Genomic DNA, 15,414 nt, shown 5'->3' with positions numbered 1-15,414 from the left:
TGAATGAAACGGTGTATTCTATGAATGTGAAGGAAAGCACAAACTCTTATCAGGCAAACCGATTATCCCGTGCTCTCCATCAAGTCAGAAGATCAGCTCTCATTCATGAGGAGGAAACCAACATGGCAGTTAAAGAGAAAGCAGTAGTGGAAACATCAGCAGAACAGATGGTCGACACGCTCGTCAAGCAAGCGCACACGGCACTCGACACGGTGATGACGTTTGACCAAGAGAAAATCGACACGATCGTCCAAGCGATGGCGTTAGCCGGACTCGAGCAACACGTCGTACTCGCTAAACATGCATATGAAGAAACAGGTCGCGGTGTGTTTGAAGACAAGATGATCAAAAATATCTTTGCGACAGAATATATTTTCAACTCACTTCGCGGTGAGAAAACAGTCGGCGTCATCGAAGACGATGAGCAAAACGGCATCACGTACATCGCCGAGCCGGTCGGTGTCGTCGCCGGGGTCACACCGGTCACGAACCCGACATCAACGACGATGTTCAAAGCGATCATCGCTATCAAAACACGTAACCCGATCATTTTCGGCTTCCACCCGTCAGCACAACAATGTTCAAGTGCAGCGGCCCGCGTCCTTCGTGACGCAGCAATCGCAGCAGGTGCGCCGGAACATTTGATCCAATGGGTCGAAAAACCGTCACTCGACGCGACGAAAGCACTCATGAACCACCCAGGCGTGGCCATGGTACTCGCAACAGGCGGCGCGGCAATGGTGAAGTCGGCTTACTCGACAGGTAAACCAGCGCTCGGCGTCGGACCTGGTAACGTCCCGGCTTATATCGACAAGACAGCGAAAGTGAAACGCGCCATCTCGGACGTCATCTTATCGAAAACGTTCGATAACGGCATGATTTGTGCGTCAGAACAAGCGATCATCGTCGACCAAGAAGTATATGAAGACGTGAAACGTGAAATGACAGCGCTCGGCTGCTACTTCTGCTCACCAGAAGAAAAGGCCAAACTCGAAACACTCGTCATCAAGACAGACACATGTGCGGTCAACCCTGAGATCGTCGGGAAACCGGCAGCATGGATCGCCGAGAAAGCTGGACTCAGCGTCCCGGCCGACACGAAAATCTTGATCGCTGAACTCGAGACGGTCGGCGCGACAGAACTGCTCTCACACGAGAAGCTCAGCCCGGTGCTCGGCGCTTATAAAGTTCAATCACGAGAAGAAGGCTTCGCGATCGCTGAGAAAATGCTTGAAATCGGTGGTCTCGGCCATACGGCCGCAATCCACTCGACAGACGACGACGCGATCCTCGCGTTCGGACTTCGCATGAAAGCTTGCCGTATCATCGTCAACTCGCCAACGGCACACGGCGGTATCGGTGACCTTTACAACGAACTGACACCATCACTCACACTCGGTTGTGGGTCGTACGGTAAAAACTCCGTCTCTGAGAACGTGACGGCGAAACATCTACTCAACGTGAAAAAGGTGGCGAGACGTCGCGTGAATATGCAATGGTTTAAAGTCCCTGAAAAAATTTACTTCGAGAAAAACTCGGTTCAATACTTGCAGTCGCTCACGTCGAAAAAACGGGCAATGATCGTCACAGACGAAATGATGGTCAAACTCGGATTTGCTGACAAAGTCATCAAAAACTTGCCGGCTGGTGTTGACTACCGCATCTTTGACCAAGTCGAGCCAGACCCATCAGTCGAGACGGTCATGGCCGGAGCTGAGGCGATGCGCCAATTCCAACCGGACATGATCATCGCGCTCGGTGGTGGATCACCGATGGATGCCGCGAAAGGGATGTGGCTCTTCTACGAACGTCCAGAAGAGAAGTTCTCAAACCTTCGCCAGAAGTTCATGGATATCCGCAAACGGACGTACAAGTTCCCGACGCTCGGCAACAAGTCGATGTTCGTCGCGATCCCGACGACGTCAGGTACAGGTTCAGAAGTGACACCGTTCACGGTCATCACTGATAAAAAACGGAACGTCAAATACCCGATCGCCGACTACGCGATCACACCAGACGTCGCCATCATCGACCCTGAGTTCGTTATGACGGTACCGGCTTCAATCACGGCTGACACAGGAATGGACGTCTTGACACACGCAATCGAAGCGTACGTATCGGTCATGGCGAACGACTATACAGACGGACTTGCCCTCCGTTCGATGAAGATGATCTTCGACTACCTCCCGAAAGCTTACGAAAACGGAAGCGACGCTGAAGCTCGTCAAAAAGTGCACAACGCCTCAACGATGGCCGGTATGGCATTCGCGAACGCGTTCCTCGGGATCAACCACTCGATCGCGCACAAAATCGGTGGCGAGTTCCACGTGCCGCACGGTCGGACGAACGCGATCCTCATGCCGCACGTCATCCGTTACAACGCGACACGCCCATCGAAACTCGCGGCGTTCCCGAAATATGAGTCATTCATCGCTGACGAGCGCTACGCTGAAATCGCACGCTTCCTCGGACTCCCGGCGAAGACGACTGAAGAAGGTGTCGAGTCACTCGTCCAAGCGATCATCGAGCTCGGACAGCGCTTGAACATCAAACTCTCGTTCAAAGCACAAGGCATCAAGAAAGCGGACCTCGATGCGAAAATCGACAAAATGGCGGTCGACGCGTTCGAAGACCAATGTACGACGGCGAACCCGAAAATGCCGCTCGTCGAAGAATTGAAAGAAATCATGTACGCGGCGTACGAAGGCGTATAATCAAAAAAAGGCGATCACTCCAACGAGTGGTCGCCTTTTGTCATGCAATTAAGGAAAGTCCCATGAACAGGAGGATGACGGATAAAGCGGTGACGTTGAACCAGACGACAAACTTGATCGCGATCTCAGCCCACGTTCTATTTCTCAGCCCAAAATAAAGCAAGATTGCATATAAAACTAGACCGCCGACGAGTCGGTACGGAGAGGATGCGTCAAAACCAATGTCGTATGCATGTTGTACTGTATTGAGCAAGGCGAGGAGGAGGAAAGCGCACAGGTAGCGCTTTTTCTTTATTTGTTGATTCGGATTGTAAACATTATTCATAGATTGCACCAACCGTCTTTGGGTTTTCGTATTTCTATCTTTCGACTTTGTAATATCTTTTCACTATACCATTTTTATGAAAGGTGAGATGGCGAAAACAGACAATTTCGTCTCCTGCGTTCATTCATCGCCAACGAGAGCGACCGTGTGAGACTGAAGCAAAGAAAAGCTAACCAAACCCCATGATTCCCGATGGAGGGGACGAGCAAGAAGGCCACAATCGTAAACACGATAAACGCATAGATGAGTGAGTTACGGACGGGCCGAGCGTCTCCGATGCCGGCAAAGACACCTTCATACAACATGGCCAAACCACCGATGAACGGATACAAAATAATCCACATATAATACGTCTCAATCGTCGAGCGGAGCGCTATATCTTCCGTGAAGAGGTGAATGATTCCATCCTGTGCCACTGACAGTAGTACGGTGATAATAACCGTTGACCACAAAATAAACCGAGAGCCGATCTGAACCGTGAGTCGATAGGTTTCATTCGATTTTTGCCCGATTGCGCGCCCAATCAATACGGTGGAAGCTTGACCGATGCCGCTGAACCAATAAGCGATCACATACTGCAATTGAAACAAGATGGCATTCACACTCAATGCCTCGACGCCTTGTTTGGCTCCAAGTGCAGTGAACGAGCCCGTCATGAGAAGTAAGAAGACGGTACGGATGAACAAGTCACGGTTGACGGTCAAATAAGTAATATAAGCGCCCGTGTTCATCAAATCGCGGCTTATCTGTGCGGAAAACGTGATACGGCTTTGTACGAACAGCCAACCCAATCCAAACGTCATCACTTCTGACAAACTCGTCGCAAAAGCAATCCCGGCAACCGGATCGTAAAACACGTGGATAAACCAAACGTCTAAGATGATGTTCATCAGGTTGCCACCGACTTGGATGACTAAGGCGGTGCGCACGCTCCCATGCCCAATCAGCCAGCCGAGTAGTACGTACGTACCAAGCGCGAATGGAGCGGCGTAAAGTCGCGTCGTAATATAAGTCCGAACGGAGTCGGCCATGGATGCATCCGTTACAAGTAGATGAATGGCGGTTTCGCGAATCGGGATCAGGAACAAGAGAAAACTTGTTCCAACAACAAACGCGATGACGAGCGGCCGGAACAAACTCATTTGAACGCGTGTTGAATCGTTTTGACCGAGTGCTTGCGCTGTGAATCCGCTCGTACTAATCTTTAGAAAGCCGAACAGCCAATAAAGGGTGTTAAAGACGACCGCACCGACGGCGACTGCACCAATCGCGGTCAATTCGTCCGTGTTCGCAATTACAATCGTATCGACGACACCAAGCAGCGGCGTTGAGAAACCGGCGAGCACGAGCGGGTAAGCGATGAGCCAAAATGATTTAGTCGACACCATGCAAGAACCGACCCTTCTCGACGAAGGCGTCGCGCAATGCAATCGTGTACGGATGGCGCGAGTCATCAAACAATTCATTGCCGTTGAAAGAGTCCACGATCGTCCCTTCGGACAAGACAAGGATACGGTCACACAGTTTCGATACGACCGATAAATCGTGGGAGATGATTAAAAATGCCATCGACTGGTCGCGATGATAGGACTTTAGCATGTCGACGATGTGATGTTGCGTGATGGTGTCCAGTGCTGTCGTTGCCTCATCGAGAAGAATGAGTTGAGGATTCAGGCTAAGAGACCTGGCGATGGCGGCACGTTGTTTTTGCCCTCCGCTCAATTCACGAGGATACGAGGCCATGCATGTGTGCGGAAGTTGAACGATGTCAAACAAGTGTTCTAACTTGGCCCGTTCATCGTACGGTTCAATCAAACGAAAATGACGAAGCGGCTCCAAGATGGAATCTGCGAGCGTCCATCTCGGGTTGAACGATTCGGCGCTGTCTTGAAACACAGCTTGAATGCGTTGCCTCATCTGTGTGACTTCCCGACATGAAGCGGTCTGCCAAGACAGATCACATAGCTGAATCTGTCCTGCGTCAACCAGCTCAAGTCCGAGTATACAGCGAGACAAGGTGCTCTTTCCGCTACCGCTCGTCCCAATCAAGCCGACCGATTCGCCAGCCTGAACCGTGAACGTGACGTCACATAATACAGAGTGGCTACCATAGTTTTTCGAGACTTTTTCAACGTGTAATAACATGTTCGAGTCGTTCCTCTCGTTTTAAAATCGGTGCCGCTTGAAGCAAAGACTTGGTATACGGGTTCTCCGAGGCGATCAGGTGCTCACGATTTCCTGCGTCAACGATGCGCCCATTTTTCATGACGAGGATGTGATCGGCATAGGTCATCGCTTCGGCTAAATCGTGAGTGACCCACAGCATGCTCGATGTTTGACCGATCATCGACTTCAACCATTCGGTCACTTGCCGAGCCGTCAGCACGTCGAGCGCATTCGTGATCTCGTCCGCGATGATGAGTGTTGGTTGAAGAATGCTCGCAAGTAATAAGCAAAACCGCTGAAGTTGACCACCGCTCAGTTCGAGCGGATAGCGATTGAGGAGTTCTTCCGATAAATGAATCTCGGCCATGGCGGAGCGGATACGGTCTTTGTCGTATGCCTCGTCATGACTTTCGAACAAGTCCCGAATATGCTCATCCATCGTCAAAAATGGTGCGAACGACGTCGTGTAATGTTGTGGGATGTATCCAATCTCGCACCCATAAATGGAACACGTTTTACTGGCATCCCCAATCTCTTGGTCGTTCCAATAAATTGTACCTGTCGTCTGAAGCGTGTTGGGAAGCATCTGCAAAATCGATTTGACGAGAAGTGATTTGCCGCTTCCGCTCGCGCCGACGAGACAGACCCACTCATTTCGTTCGATGGCGAATGAGACGTCTTGTAAAAGTGGACGTTCGTCATGCTTGATAGAAAGTTGATCAATGACTAACATTACGTTGCCTCCTAACGCTTAAACTTGAGAATGACGTGTCAGTTTTGTCGAGAGTCTCGTCGACCCGATAATCGTTAACACGATACAGAACGCCGGCCAAAAAACGAGCGCCGGATTCGTTGCAAGGTAATGTCGTCCTTCACTGATCATCCCCCCCCATTCTGGTAACGGTAATTGAACACCTAGTCCAATGAAGGAGAAGGCGGAAATCAAGAGGATGACTTTTCCAAGGTCAAGACTCATGACGACAAGAATGTGCGGACAGACGGCAGGAAGGACGTGCCGGAGTGCGATTTTCGGTTTCGAAAGACCGTTCACGCGCGCAGCGAGGACGTGTCCCTTCGTGCTCTCTTGCAGGACGAGCGTGTGTACGAGTCGTGTATAGGACGTCCACTTAATCAAACTGATGGCGAGCACAAGGCTTTGAATGCTCGGACCTAGGACTCCAGCGAGGACGATGGCGAGCACCGTATCCGGAAAGATGATGGTCGCATCTGTCACTTTTGTGACGATTCGCTCCAATTTGCGATAGACGAACCCGCTGATCGTCCCAAGAATGATGCCGACCGTCGCTGTGATGAGAATGATGACGGTACTTAAACCGACCGTGATCCCGCCTGCAAGAAGGAGTCGTGACAAGACGTCTCGCCCTAGGTGATCGGTGCCGAGCAGATGATGCAGCGATGGTGAGGCAAGTCGATTCGTCACGTTCGTCGCGAACGGGTCGACCATCGATGTCAATGCATACATCACGACGAAGATTGCCAAACCGCTTATGATGAATCGGCGCTGTTTCATCGGGACACATCCTTTCGATAGAGGTGAGGCTGCAGTAAACGTAACATCACGTTGGTCACGAGATTGATACTGACGACTAAACAAGTCGTAAAGACGAGATACCCTTGCAAGACGGGGAAATCACGGCGTAAAACAGAATCCACCATCAGTTTGCCGACCCCGGGATAAGCGAATAACACTTCGAGCACGACGACTCCTCCCATGAGGCTCGCCACGCTCACGCCGAACATCGAGATGACAGGGGGCAAGGCGGCCCGGGCGATATAGCGCGTCAGTAACTTTTTTGAACGGATTCCCCGAACTTTTGCTATCACGACGTAATCAGCCGCCATCACGTCGAGTAATGTCGAGCGGATGAGCCGGATATAGACGCCGCCAACGGCAATGCCTAACGTCAAAGACGGTAAGACGAGGCTGTCCCAGCCGTTTCGTCCCATTACAGGGAACCATTGGAGTGACACGGCGAATACATACATCAAAAACAAGCCGATTAAAAAACTAGGGACCGATGACCCGACGATCGACAATCCGGTTGCTAGCTTGGAAAAGACAGACATTGGTCGGAAAGCGCTGATGGTACCGAGCGGGACGGCGAGCACAATCGCCACGAGGAGACCTCCGGCCGCGAGTTCGAACGTCGCGGCATAGTTGTTTTTAAACAATTGTGTCATAGGCTGACCGGTGATGAGTGAATCGCCTAAGTTTAATCGAACGATTTCAGAGAGCCAATTCACGTATTGGACCCATACCGGATCCGTGAAGCCAAGCTCCTCGCGGAGGCGGTCAATCTCGGCGACATCGACTTGCAGTTCGTCGACCTTCAATAAGTATAGGACGGGATCTCCCGGGACGAGTCGGAGAAGCAAAAAACTGAAAAAAGTGAAGACTAGAAAAGCTAGTCCCCACTCAAGCGATTTACGTGCCACGAATCGCGTCATATCACAACACATCCAAATCTTTTGTGATCATATAGTATTCGCTCTTTTCAGTGACCCACCCATGCACGTTGTCTTTCAAAGCAACATTCGTCGAAGGGTGGACTAAAAATGAGTTGATGACACGTTCATCGACATATTGCGCAATTTCTTCGGTCATTCGGTCGCGTTCAGCACGGTCGACCGTCTGATTCAAGCGGTCGATTTTCTGCGTCAATGTCGCATCTTCTACGCCACTGAAATTCAACGCGCCGTTCGGATGGAACGTGGCGTTCAAGTAGTAGCCGCCGTCCCCACGTGGTGCGGTCAAATTGCTATACGTCGCAAGGTCCCAGTCTCGTTCGGCGGCCATATATTCTTCCGGTGTGTCAATCATTTGAATATCGATTTCTATCCCGACTTGCTTCGCATCCGATTGAATCAACTGTGCGATGAGTGGTAGGTCAGGTCGTGAGCTATACGTCAACAGATTGAGCCGAACCGGCTCACCGTCTTTCATCAACACGCCGTTGACTTGCTCGTAACCGTCTTGTTTGACCAGGTCCAGGACATCTTGTCCCTCGTCAGAAGGGTAGGACGGGGCGAACGGGAAAGACGGTAAGAATGGACCGACAGCAGGTGTGGCATAGCCATTCAAAATGCCGTCCACGATTTGTTCGCGATTGATGAGCGAGTCAATCAGGCGGCGCATCGCGAGTGACTGCATATGTTCACGTTCAAGGTTCATCGTCAACTGATGGACACGGAACGTCTCCGCCTTGTCGACGACGAACCCGTCCTGCTCCAACGTGTCGATCATCTCGATTTCTGGACGATAGACGATGTCTGCTTCGCCAGACCGGAGCGCCATCGTGCGCGACCCCGGGTCTTCGTTGAACGTGAACGTGACCGTATCGAGTTTCGGTTGACCGTCCCAGTATGCATCATGCCGTTCAAGTTGGATGTTCGAGCCGGGTTGGAACGACGTCACTTGATAAGGGCCGGTCCCGACAGGTATTTGATCGATGGCATCATCTGCAGTGACGTCAATGATGGATGTGTTCGGATGGACGAGTTCATTGACGAGTTCTGGATAAGGGACGGTCGTCTCGATTAGGAGGCTCGATGCTTCCGCTGTAATCGATTCGATACGCAATGCGCTGCGGATCCCTGTATTCTCTTCTAGAGAACGGTCGAGTGAACGTTTGACGGCCTGCGTGTCGAGCGGTTTCCCGTTATGGAACGTCACGTCTTCTCGTATGTAAACGCGCCACGTCGTTTCGTTCACTTGTTCGAACGATTGTGCGAGCCAGGGGTCGACCGATAACGTCTCATCGTTCAATTTAAAAAGCGTCTCTGTCACACCGGCCCGGAGCGGAACGTAACTTGAATCGCGGTGGGGGTCTAGCGACTGAGTTGAGAAGTTATAGACGAAATGTAAATGCCGATCGTCTTGATTGGAATCGTTGCAAGCCGTTAAAAAAAATAGAGCGATAGTACATATGAGCGGAACTACATATTTCATAGAGATGACATCCTTCTTTCAAATTGTAATGATTACGAATTACATCATAGCGTAATCATTACAATGTATCAACTGGTGAATTTTATGTTTAAATTAACAGGTAACACTGGTGGTGATTGAATGGTTATGTGTTGTTAAATATATTTAAACCTATAAAAAATTAAATGCAAAAGTACTAAAAGCCATTTATAATAATAATTTCCAAGTTATCCATTGTTTCTTGATCATTGGTTGAAATTATTACTTAGTTATTGGAGACAACTCGTATGAACATTATGTTTAGCTTACTATCGGTACTATATGTCGTCTTTTTGTACGTCAGTCCGTTCACAAACGCCACCCCGTATGAGACGGCCGAATACTTTGCGTCTTTCGACCGAGACGTTAACAGTTGGGAGAACGTCGAGCTGTTCGAGTCGCTCGGGACCGAGCTCGATCTTGAGATGGACCGTTTCGTCCATTATGCCTCCGTACCGAGCCATTGGACGACGTTGACCATTGAAAACGACGAACGATTCGATGGTGTATCTCATTTCATCTTAGAAGCTGGATTTGACGGTGAAGTGATTCAAACGGATTGGAACGAACCGATTGATGATGTAGAAGGAAAAGTCGTCGTTTTGCCGATGACGGTCAAATCACTCGAGCTTGACGGGAGGGACACGTCGGCTGATCCATATGGAGAGGTCCTCATTGATGATGAGGCGAATCGCCACTTGCTCAACCTGTTGGAGGCAGGAGCCGAAGGGTACATTGTCACGCCCGATGAACAAGAAGAGGCTTATTACGGAACCATTTATACTTCGCCACGGACGCGGCTGCCCGGCATCGGCGTCGACGTTGTGACAGCAGATCGTTTGACGGACGGGACGCATGTCTCGGTCGAACCGTTCGTCGACGACGAGGTGCCGTATGTCGAATTTATTCAACCTGGTAAAACAGACGAGGAGATTGTGATCTTGGCTAGGCTTGACGGCACGAGTTACGGGGACCATGCGTTATGGAGCCTTGGTGGTTCATCGATATTGTACGCGCTTATCGAACAAATGGATGGCATTGATACGGATGCGACGATCCGATATGTCTTCTTGAACGGAAGTGGGGGTGGCTACGAGACCGCCATGGATTATTTAGAAACAGCGAAACAGGCTGAAACTTTGCCGTCTTTAGTACTGTCATTAGATATTCTTGGTACCGGGGAAGATGCACGTTTTGTAAGGACAAAAGGGATGACAAGACTGCCGGTCCTTGAGCAAGGATGCTGGTCAACACTTGATGTGAAGCCACTCGGGACGTCGTATTTAGATGAATTTCATGCGGAAGGCGTACCGGTCATGTCATTAAGCGATTCATTGACGGCTGAGTTTGATGCTTTAACTGAAGCCGATACAATCGACCGTTTGTCGAACGAGGCGATGGAAGACCACGTCGCTTGGCTAACAGATTGGCTCGCCACACAATGATGTCTTGAACCGTCCCCGTGTGAGGGCGGTTCTTTCTTTTTGACTGAAACACTCGTCCTCTCTCGAATTGTTCGGTATGATGAAAGAGGAGGCGATACAATGGAACGAAACATGAACATTACAAGACATTACGGTGAACTGGCCGGTACGCTTTTATGGCATGACACGCCGCGAAAGACGGTCGTCATCTTGAGCGGGAGCGGGCCGAGCGACCGGAACGGCAATGTCGGACCTGTCCAGTTCAATACGTATAAAAAACTAGCCGACGCGCTATATGGCATGGGCGTCAACGTATTTCGGTACGACAAACAAGGGATCGGGGAGTCGGACGGTGACTTTAATAAAGTCGGACTCCATGACTTGGTCAACGATGCGATCGAAGTCGTGAAAACGATCCAACGGTTGCCTGAAACGGGCGATGTCTACGTGCTCGGCCATAGCGAAGGGGCGGTCATCGCCCCGGCCGTTCAACTCGAGACAAATGCGTCCGGATTGATCCTCCTCGCCGGCTTCAACGACTCGTCGAAACAGATGTTTTTACATCAAGCCGACGCGCTCGCGTCCGAGATCGGGCGCGTGAAAGGGTTGAAAGGGATGTTTTACCGGTTGACCGGCGTCCCGAAAAAAGTCAGACAACGACAAGACGATCTGCTCGAGCGCTCGCTCCGGACGAACGTCGCTGCGTTCAAATACCGAGGCCAAGTCGTCAACGCCAAATGGATTCGTGAACATGCGTCGTATGACGTCCGGGAACGGCTCGAGCTCGTGCGCGTCCCGCTGCTTGCCATCACCGGTGACCGTGACGTCCAAGTCCCGCCTGAACACGTCCATTCACTGCGGACGAAAGGCGATGTCGACAGCTATATCATTAAAGATATGAACCACCTGCTCGTCGAACGGACGAGCCCGCATTCACTTTTAACGTTGCACAAAGAATATCGTGAGGCAATCGAGGCCCCGCTTCATCCACAGCTGTTACAGAAATTGAACAATTGGTTAATCAAATAGTCAAAAACAGTCGAAAACGGTCACTTAGTGACCGTTTTTTGTGATATAATTGTGACAATAAGATAAAAAGTGAATGAATTTGAATGTTTTTGATTGTTTTTTGAATGTAAACGCTTTATATTAGAGATACGGAGGGAATACGATGTTAACGAAACAACGACATCAGATGATTTTGCAACGGTTGTCGGAACAAAAGATCGTCAAGCTGAAAGAGTTGGTCGAATGGATGGGGGCGTCAGAGTCGACGATCCGCCGTGATTTGACGGACCTTGAGGCCGAAGGCTACCTTGAACGGGTCCATGGCGGGGCGACGCTCGTCGTTCGCGCTGAAGACGAACCGACGTTCGAGGAAAAACGGGATCGGCACGTCGATGAGAAAGTCGCGATCGCACGGAAGGCCGCGACGTTCATCGAAGACGGGATGTCCGTCTATCTCGATGCCGGGACGACGACACAGGCGATGGTCCCTTACTTGACAGGTAAGAAAGTCATCGTCGTCACGAACAGCCTCCCGATTGCCAACGACTTGTTCGATCTCGATATTAAAACGTTCGTGATCGGCGGCGAGTTGAAACGTTCGACGCAAGCGCTCGTCGGCTACAACGCCCGCGAGAGCATGATGAACTATCGGGTCGATGTCGCTTTTCTCGGTATCAATGGGGTCGACCTAGAAGCCGGCTATACGACGCCTGACCCAGAAGAAGCCCTCGTCAAAAAAACAGCGATTGAACTGGCTCGGAACGCCTACATCTTGGCGGACGATTCAAAATTCGGGAAACGTTCGTTCAGCCGAGTGGCGCCCCTCGAGGCGGCGACACTCATCACGATGAGCGGTGCACCGTACGTCAGTTCAGTCGAAACATTAACAAAGGTGGTGAACGCCCAATGATTTACACGTTAACACTTAACCCATCAATCGATTATTACGTCACATTGCCAGAAGTCGTCTTAGGTGAGGTCAACCGCATCCAAGAGACGACGCAACGGGCCGGAGGAAAAGGTATCAACGTCTCGTTCGTCTTACGTGAGTTTGACGCCGATACGGTCGCCCTAGGATTCATCGGCGGAACGACAGGTGAATTTATTAAGAAAGCGTTGACGGACAAGGGTGTCGAGACCGATTTCATCGAAGTCGATGGCGAGACCCGAATCAACGTCAAGATCCGGGCGAAAGAAGAGACGGAATTGAACGCGAGTGGTCCTGTCATCTCGGACACGGAACTTGAACAGTTGACAGCACAGTTCGAACACGTCCAAGCAGGTGATATCGTCGTCTTGGCCGGAAGCATCCCTAGCAATCTGCCGAGCACACTTTACCGAACGCTCGCTGAGAAAGTTCGAGCGAACGGAGCCGACTTCGTCGTCGATACGACAAAAGAAGCGATGCTCGAAGTGCTCTCGCTCGAACCACTCATGATCAAACCGAACCATCACGAGCTTGGTGAACTGTTTGACGTCAACATCGAGACGTTTGACCAGGCGCTCCCTTACGCTGAACAGTTAGTCGAGCGTGGCGCCAAAAACGTCATCGTCTCGTTCGCAGGAGACGGAGCGATGCTTGTCAACGGTTCAGGCGCCTATACGGCGAACACGCCGAGCGGGAAACTTGTCAATTCGGTCGGAGCGGGCGATTCACTCGTCGCCGGTTTTGTCGCCAACATTTTAGACCATGACGCAACCAAGGCGTTCCGCTATGCGGTCACGACCGGCAGTGCATCTGCTTATACGTTTGGCCTCTGTACGAAACAAGACGTGGACCGCTTGGTCGGCGAAGTCGACGTCACCCCACTATCACGATTGGAGGAAACAACATGAACATCACGGACCTACTCAAAAAGGACACGATCCAACTGAATCTCCGCAGTCGTTCAAAAGCGGACGTCATCGAAGAGCTCGTCGACGTGCTCGACCGGGCCGGTAAGCTATCGGACCGGAACGGTTATCGCGACGCCATCTTGGCCCGCGAAGCGCAAAGCACGACCGGACTCGGTGAAGGGATTGCCATCCCGCACGCGAAGACGAAAGCTGTCAAAGCACCCGCGATCGCCTTTGGTCGCTCGAGCGGGATCGACTATGAAGCGCTCGACGGTCAAGACAGCCGCTTGTTCTTTATGATCGCTGCAGGCGAACACGCCAACAACGAACACTTGGAAACACTCTCGAAATTATCCGTCTTCCTTATGGATCCAAAATTCCAGGAACGTCTCTATGCGGCAACGTCAGAAGATGACGTCATTCGCGCGATCGAAGAGAAAGAAGCGGCCGAAGCGGCACCGGTTGCTGAAAAAACGGTCAAAAAGGATGCACCTTATATCCTTGCCGTCACAGCTTGCCCGACCGGCATCGCGCACACGTATATGGCAGCAGACAGCCTGAAACAAAAAGCAGAAGCGATGGGTGTCGACATCAAGGTCGAGACGAACGGTTCGACTGGCGTCAAAAACGAATTGACGGCAGCTGATATCGCCAAAGCGACAGCTATCATCGTCGCGGCCGATAAAGCCGTCGACATGGAGCGGTTCGCCGGGAAACACGTGATCGAAGTACCGGTCGCGCAAGGCATCCGCAAACCGGAAGAGTTGATCAACCGGGCTGTGAAACAAGATGCACCGGTTTACCGTTCGACAGGGACGTCAGGCGCTCCTAAAGAACAGCGCACCGGCATTTACAAACACTTGATGAGCGGGGTATCAGCCATGCTGCCACTCGTCGTCGCCGGTGGTCTGTTGATTGCCCTCAGCTTCTTCTGGGGCATCAACTCGGCAAACCCAGATGACCCGTCTTACAATGAATTTGCGGCTCAGCTCATGACGATCGGTGGCGCGGCGTTCGGTTTCCTCGTCCCAATCCTTGCCGGTTTCATCGCGATGTCGATCGCCGATCGTCCGGGTCTCGCACCTGGTCTTGTCGCCGGTGTGCTCGCGAGCGAAGGGAATGCCGGATTCCTCGGTGGACTCATCGCCGGTTTCTTAGCTGGTTACGTCGTCCTGTTCTTGAAAAAAGCACTCGCGAAATTGCCAGCGACGCTTGAAGGAATTAAACCAGTCCTCCTGTATCCGTTGCTCGGCTCGTTCATCTCAGGGATGATCATGCTACTTGTCGTCAACGAACCGATCGCAGCGTTCATGACATGGTTGATGGATACGCTCAACAGCATGAGTGGTGCTAACGCCATTTTGCTCGGTGTCATCGTCGGTGGGATGATGGCCGTCGATATGGGCGGTCCGATCAACAAAACGGCATACGTGTTCGGTACGGCGGCACTCACAGCCGGAAACCAAGAAGTCATGGCGGCCGTCATGGCAGGTGGCATGGTGCCACCGCTTCTCGTCGCGCTCGCGTCAACCGTGTTCGCTCGTCAGAAGTTCTCGAAACAAGAACGTGAAGCTGGTAAGACGGCGTACATCATGGGCGCCTCGTTCATCACAGAAGCGGCCATCCCGTTCGCTGCGGCCGACCCGATCCGGGTATTACCGTCAGCGATTCTCGGGTCAGCACTCGCCGGTGGATTATCTGCCTTCTTCGCGATTCAATTGCCGGCGCCGCACGGTGGGATCTTCGTCTTCCCATTACTTGAAGGAGCTGGAAACGTCGCGATGAGCATGGGTCTCTACGCACTTGCGATTCTCGTAGGGGCACTCGTCGGAGCACTCCTCCTCTCGTTCTTGAAAAAACCGCTTACGACAGCGACGGCAGAGCCAACGCGTGATGTCGCTTAACAAACTCGACCGTAGGGATTCCTACGGTCGTTTTTTGTCAAATGATTGT

At 51.5% G+C, this 15,414-nt stretch carries 13 protein-coding genes; 6 read left to right on the top strand and 7 right to left on the bottom strand.

Features of this window, described 5'->3' with window-relative positions; all coding sequences use genetic code 11:
* The first annotated feature begins 122 nt into the window (after positions 1-122).
* Complete coding sequence (adhE, locus tag KNP77_RS00840) at positions 123-2,714, top strand: bifunctional acetaldehyde-CoA/alcohol dehydrogenase (protein ID WP_214887825.1); 2,592 nt, start codon at positions 123-125, stop codon at positions 2,712-2,714.
* 40 nt (positions 2,715-2,754) lie between these two features.
* On the opposite strand, the gene KNP77_RS00835 is transcribed toward adhE, so the two are convergent.
* From KNP77_RS00835 to nikA, 7 genes are all read right to left on the bottom strand, one after another.
* Positions 2,755-3,039, bottom strand: a complete 285-nt coding sequence (locus KNP77_RS00835) for a hypothetical protein (protein WP_214887822.1) — start codon at positions 3,037-3,039, stop codon at positions 2,755-2,757.
* A gap of 74 nt (positions 3,040-3,113) precedes the next feature.
* Positions 3,114-4,427: an MATE family efflux transporter gene (locus tag KNP77_RS00830; RefSeq protein ID WP_214887819.1), complete on the bottom strand. Its 1,314-nt coding sequence runs from the start codon at positions 4,425-4,427 to the stop codon at positions 3,114-3,116.
* Positions 4,414-5,184 (bottom strand): ABC transporter ATP-binding protein, encoded by a 771-nt coding sequence (locus KNP77_RS00825; protein WP_070327335.1) that lies wholly within the window; start codon positions 5,182-5,184, stop codon positions 4,414-4,416. The genes KNP77_RS00830 and KNP77_RS00825 overlap by 14 nt, the downstream gene beginning before the upstream one ends.
* Positions 5,168-5,938, bottom strand: coding sequence for an ABC transporter ATP-binding protein (locus tag KNP77_RS00820; RefSeq protein ID WP_131440560.1), 771 nt, complete (start codon positions 5,936-5,938; stop codon positions 5,168-5,170). Before KNP77_RS00820 ends, KNP77_RS00825 begins: the two co-directional genes overlap by 17 nt.
* 18 nt (positions 5,939-5,956) lie before the next feature.
* On the bottom strand, positions 5,957-6,736 hold the full coding sequence (locus KNP77_RS00815) for an ABC transporter permease (RefSeq protein ID WP_131465134.1): 780 nt from the start codon (positions 6,734-6,736) through the stop codon (positions 5,957-5,959).
* Positions 6,733-7,674 carry an ABC transporter permease gene (locus KNP77_RS00810; protein ID WP_214887816.1) on the bottom strand — a complete coding sequence of 314 codons (942 nt, stop codon included), beginning with the start codon at positions 7,672-7,674 and terminating at the stop codon, positions 6,733-6,735. Before KNP77_RS00810 ends, KNP77_RS00815 begins: the two co-directional genes overlap by 4 nt.
* A gap of 1 nt (position 7,675) precedes the next feature.
* Complete coding sequence (gene nikA / locus KNP77_RS00805) at positions 7,676-9,175, bottom strand: nickel ABC transporter substrate-binding protein (protein WP_070327331.1); 1,500 nt, start codon at positions 9,173-9,175, stop codon at positions 7,676-7,678.
* A 266-nt stretch (positions 9,176-9,441) separates the two neighbouring features.
* Here nikA and KNP77_RS00800 point away from each other — a divergent pair, with 266 nt between their 5' ends.
* The 5 genes from KNP77_RS00800 to KNP77_RS00780 all read left to right on the top strand — a co-directional run bounded on the left by KNP77_RS00800 (position 9,442) and on the right by KNP77_RS00780 (position 15,365).
* A complete protein-coding gene (locus tag KNP77_RS00800; RefSeq protein WP_214887813.1) occupies positions 9,442-10,638 on the top strand; it encodes a zinc-binding metallopeptidase family protein in 1,197 nt (398 codons plus the stop codon).
* Between the two features lie 111 nt (positions 10,639-10,749).
* Positions 10,750-11,646, top strand: coding sequence for an alpha/beta hydrolase (locus tag KNP77_RS00795; RefSeq protein ID WP_251138855.1), 897 nt, complete (start codon positions 10,750-10,752; stop codon positions 11,644-11,646).
* A gap of 142 nt (positions 11,647-11,788) precedes the next feature.
* Positions 11,789-12,535, top strand: coding sequence for a DeoR/GlpR family DNA-binding transcription regulator (locus KNP77_RS00790; RefSeq protein ID WP_131507020.1), 747 nt, complete (start codon positions 11,789-11,791; stop codon positions 12,533-12,535).
* On the top strand, positions 12,532-13,461 hold the full coding sequence (gene pfkB, locus KNP77_RS00785) for a 1-phosphofructokinase (RefSeq protein WP_131507022.1): 930 nt from the start codon (positions 12,532-12,534) through the stop codon (positions 13,459-13,461). Before KNP77_RS00790 ends, pfkB begins: the two co-directional genes overlap by 4 nt.
* On the top strand, positions 13,458-15,365 hold the full coding sequence (locus tag KNP77_RS00780; protein ID WP_131465124.1) for a PTS fructose transporter subunit IIABC: 1,908 nt from the start codon (positions 13,458-13,460) through the stop codon (positions 15,363-15,365). The genes pfkB and KNP77_RS00780 overlap by 4 nt, the downstream gene beginning before the upstream one ends.
* The last annotated feature ends 49 nt before the right edge of the window (positions 15,366-15,414 follow it).

Source organism: Exiguobacterium sp. s142 (assembly GCF_018618455.1).
GTDB classification, from domain to species: domain Bacteria; phylum Bacillota; class Bacilli; order Exiguobacteriales; family Exiguobacteriaceae; genus Exiguobacterium; species Exiguobacterium aurantiacum_A.
Note: the sequence above shows the minus strand (reverse complement) of the source record. Positions and strands in the feature narration are given on the sequence as shown.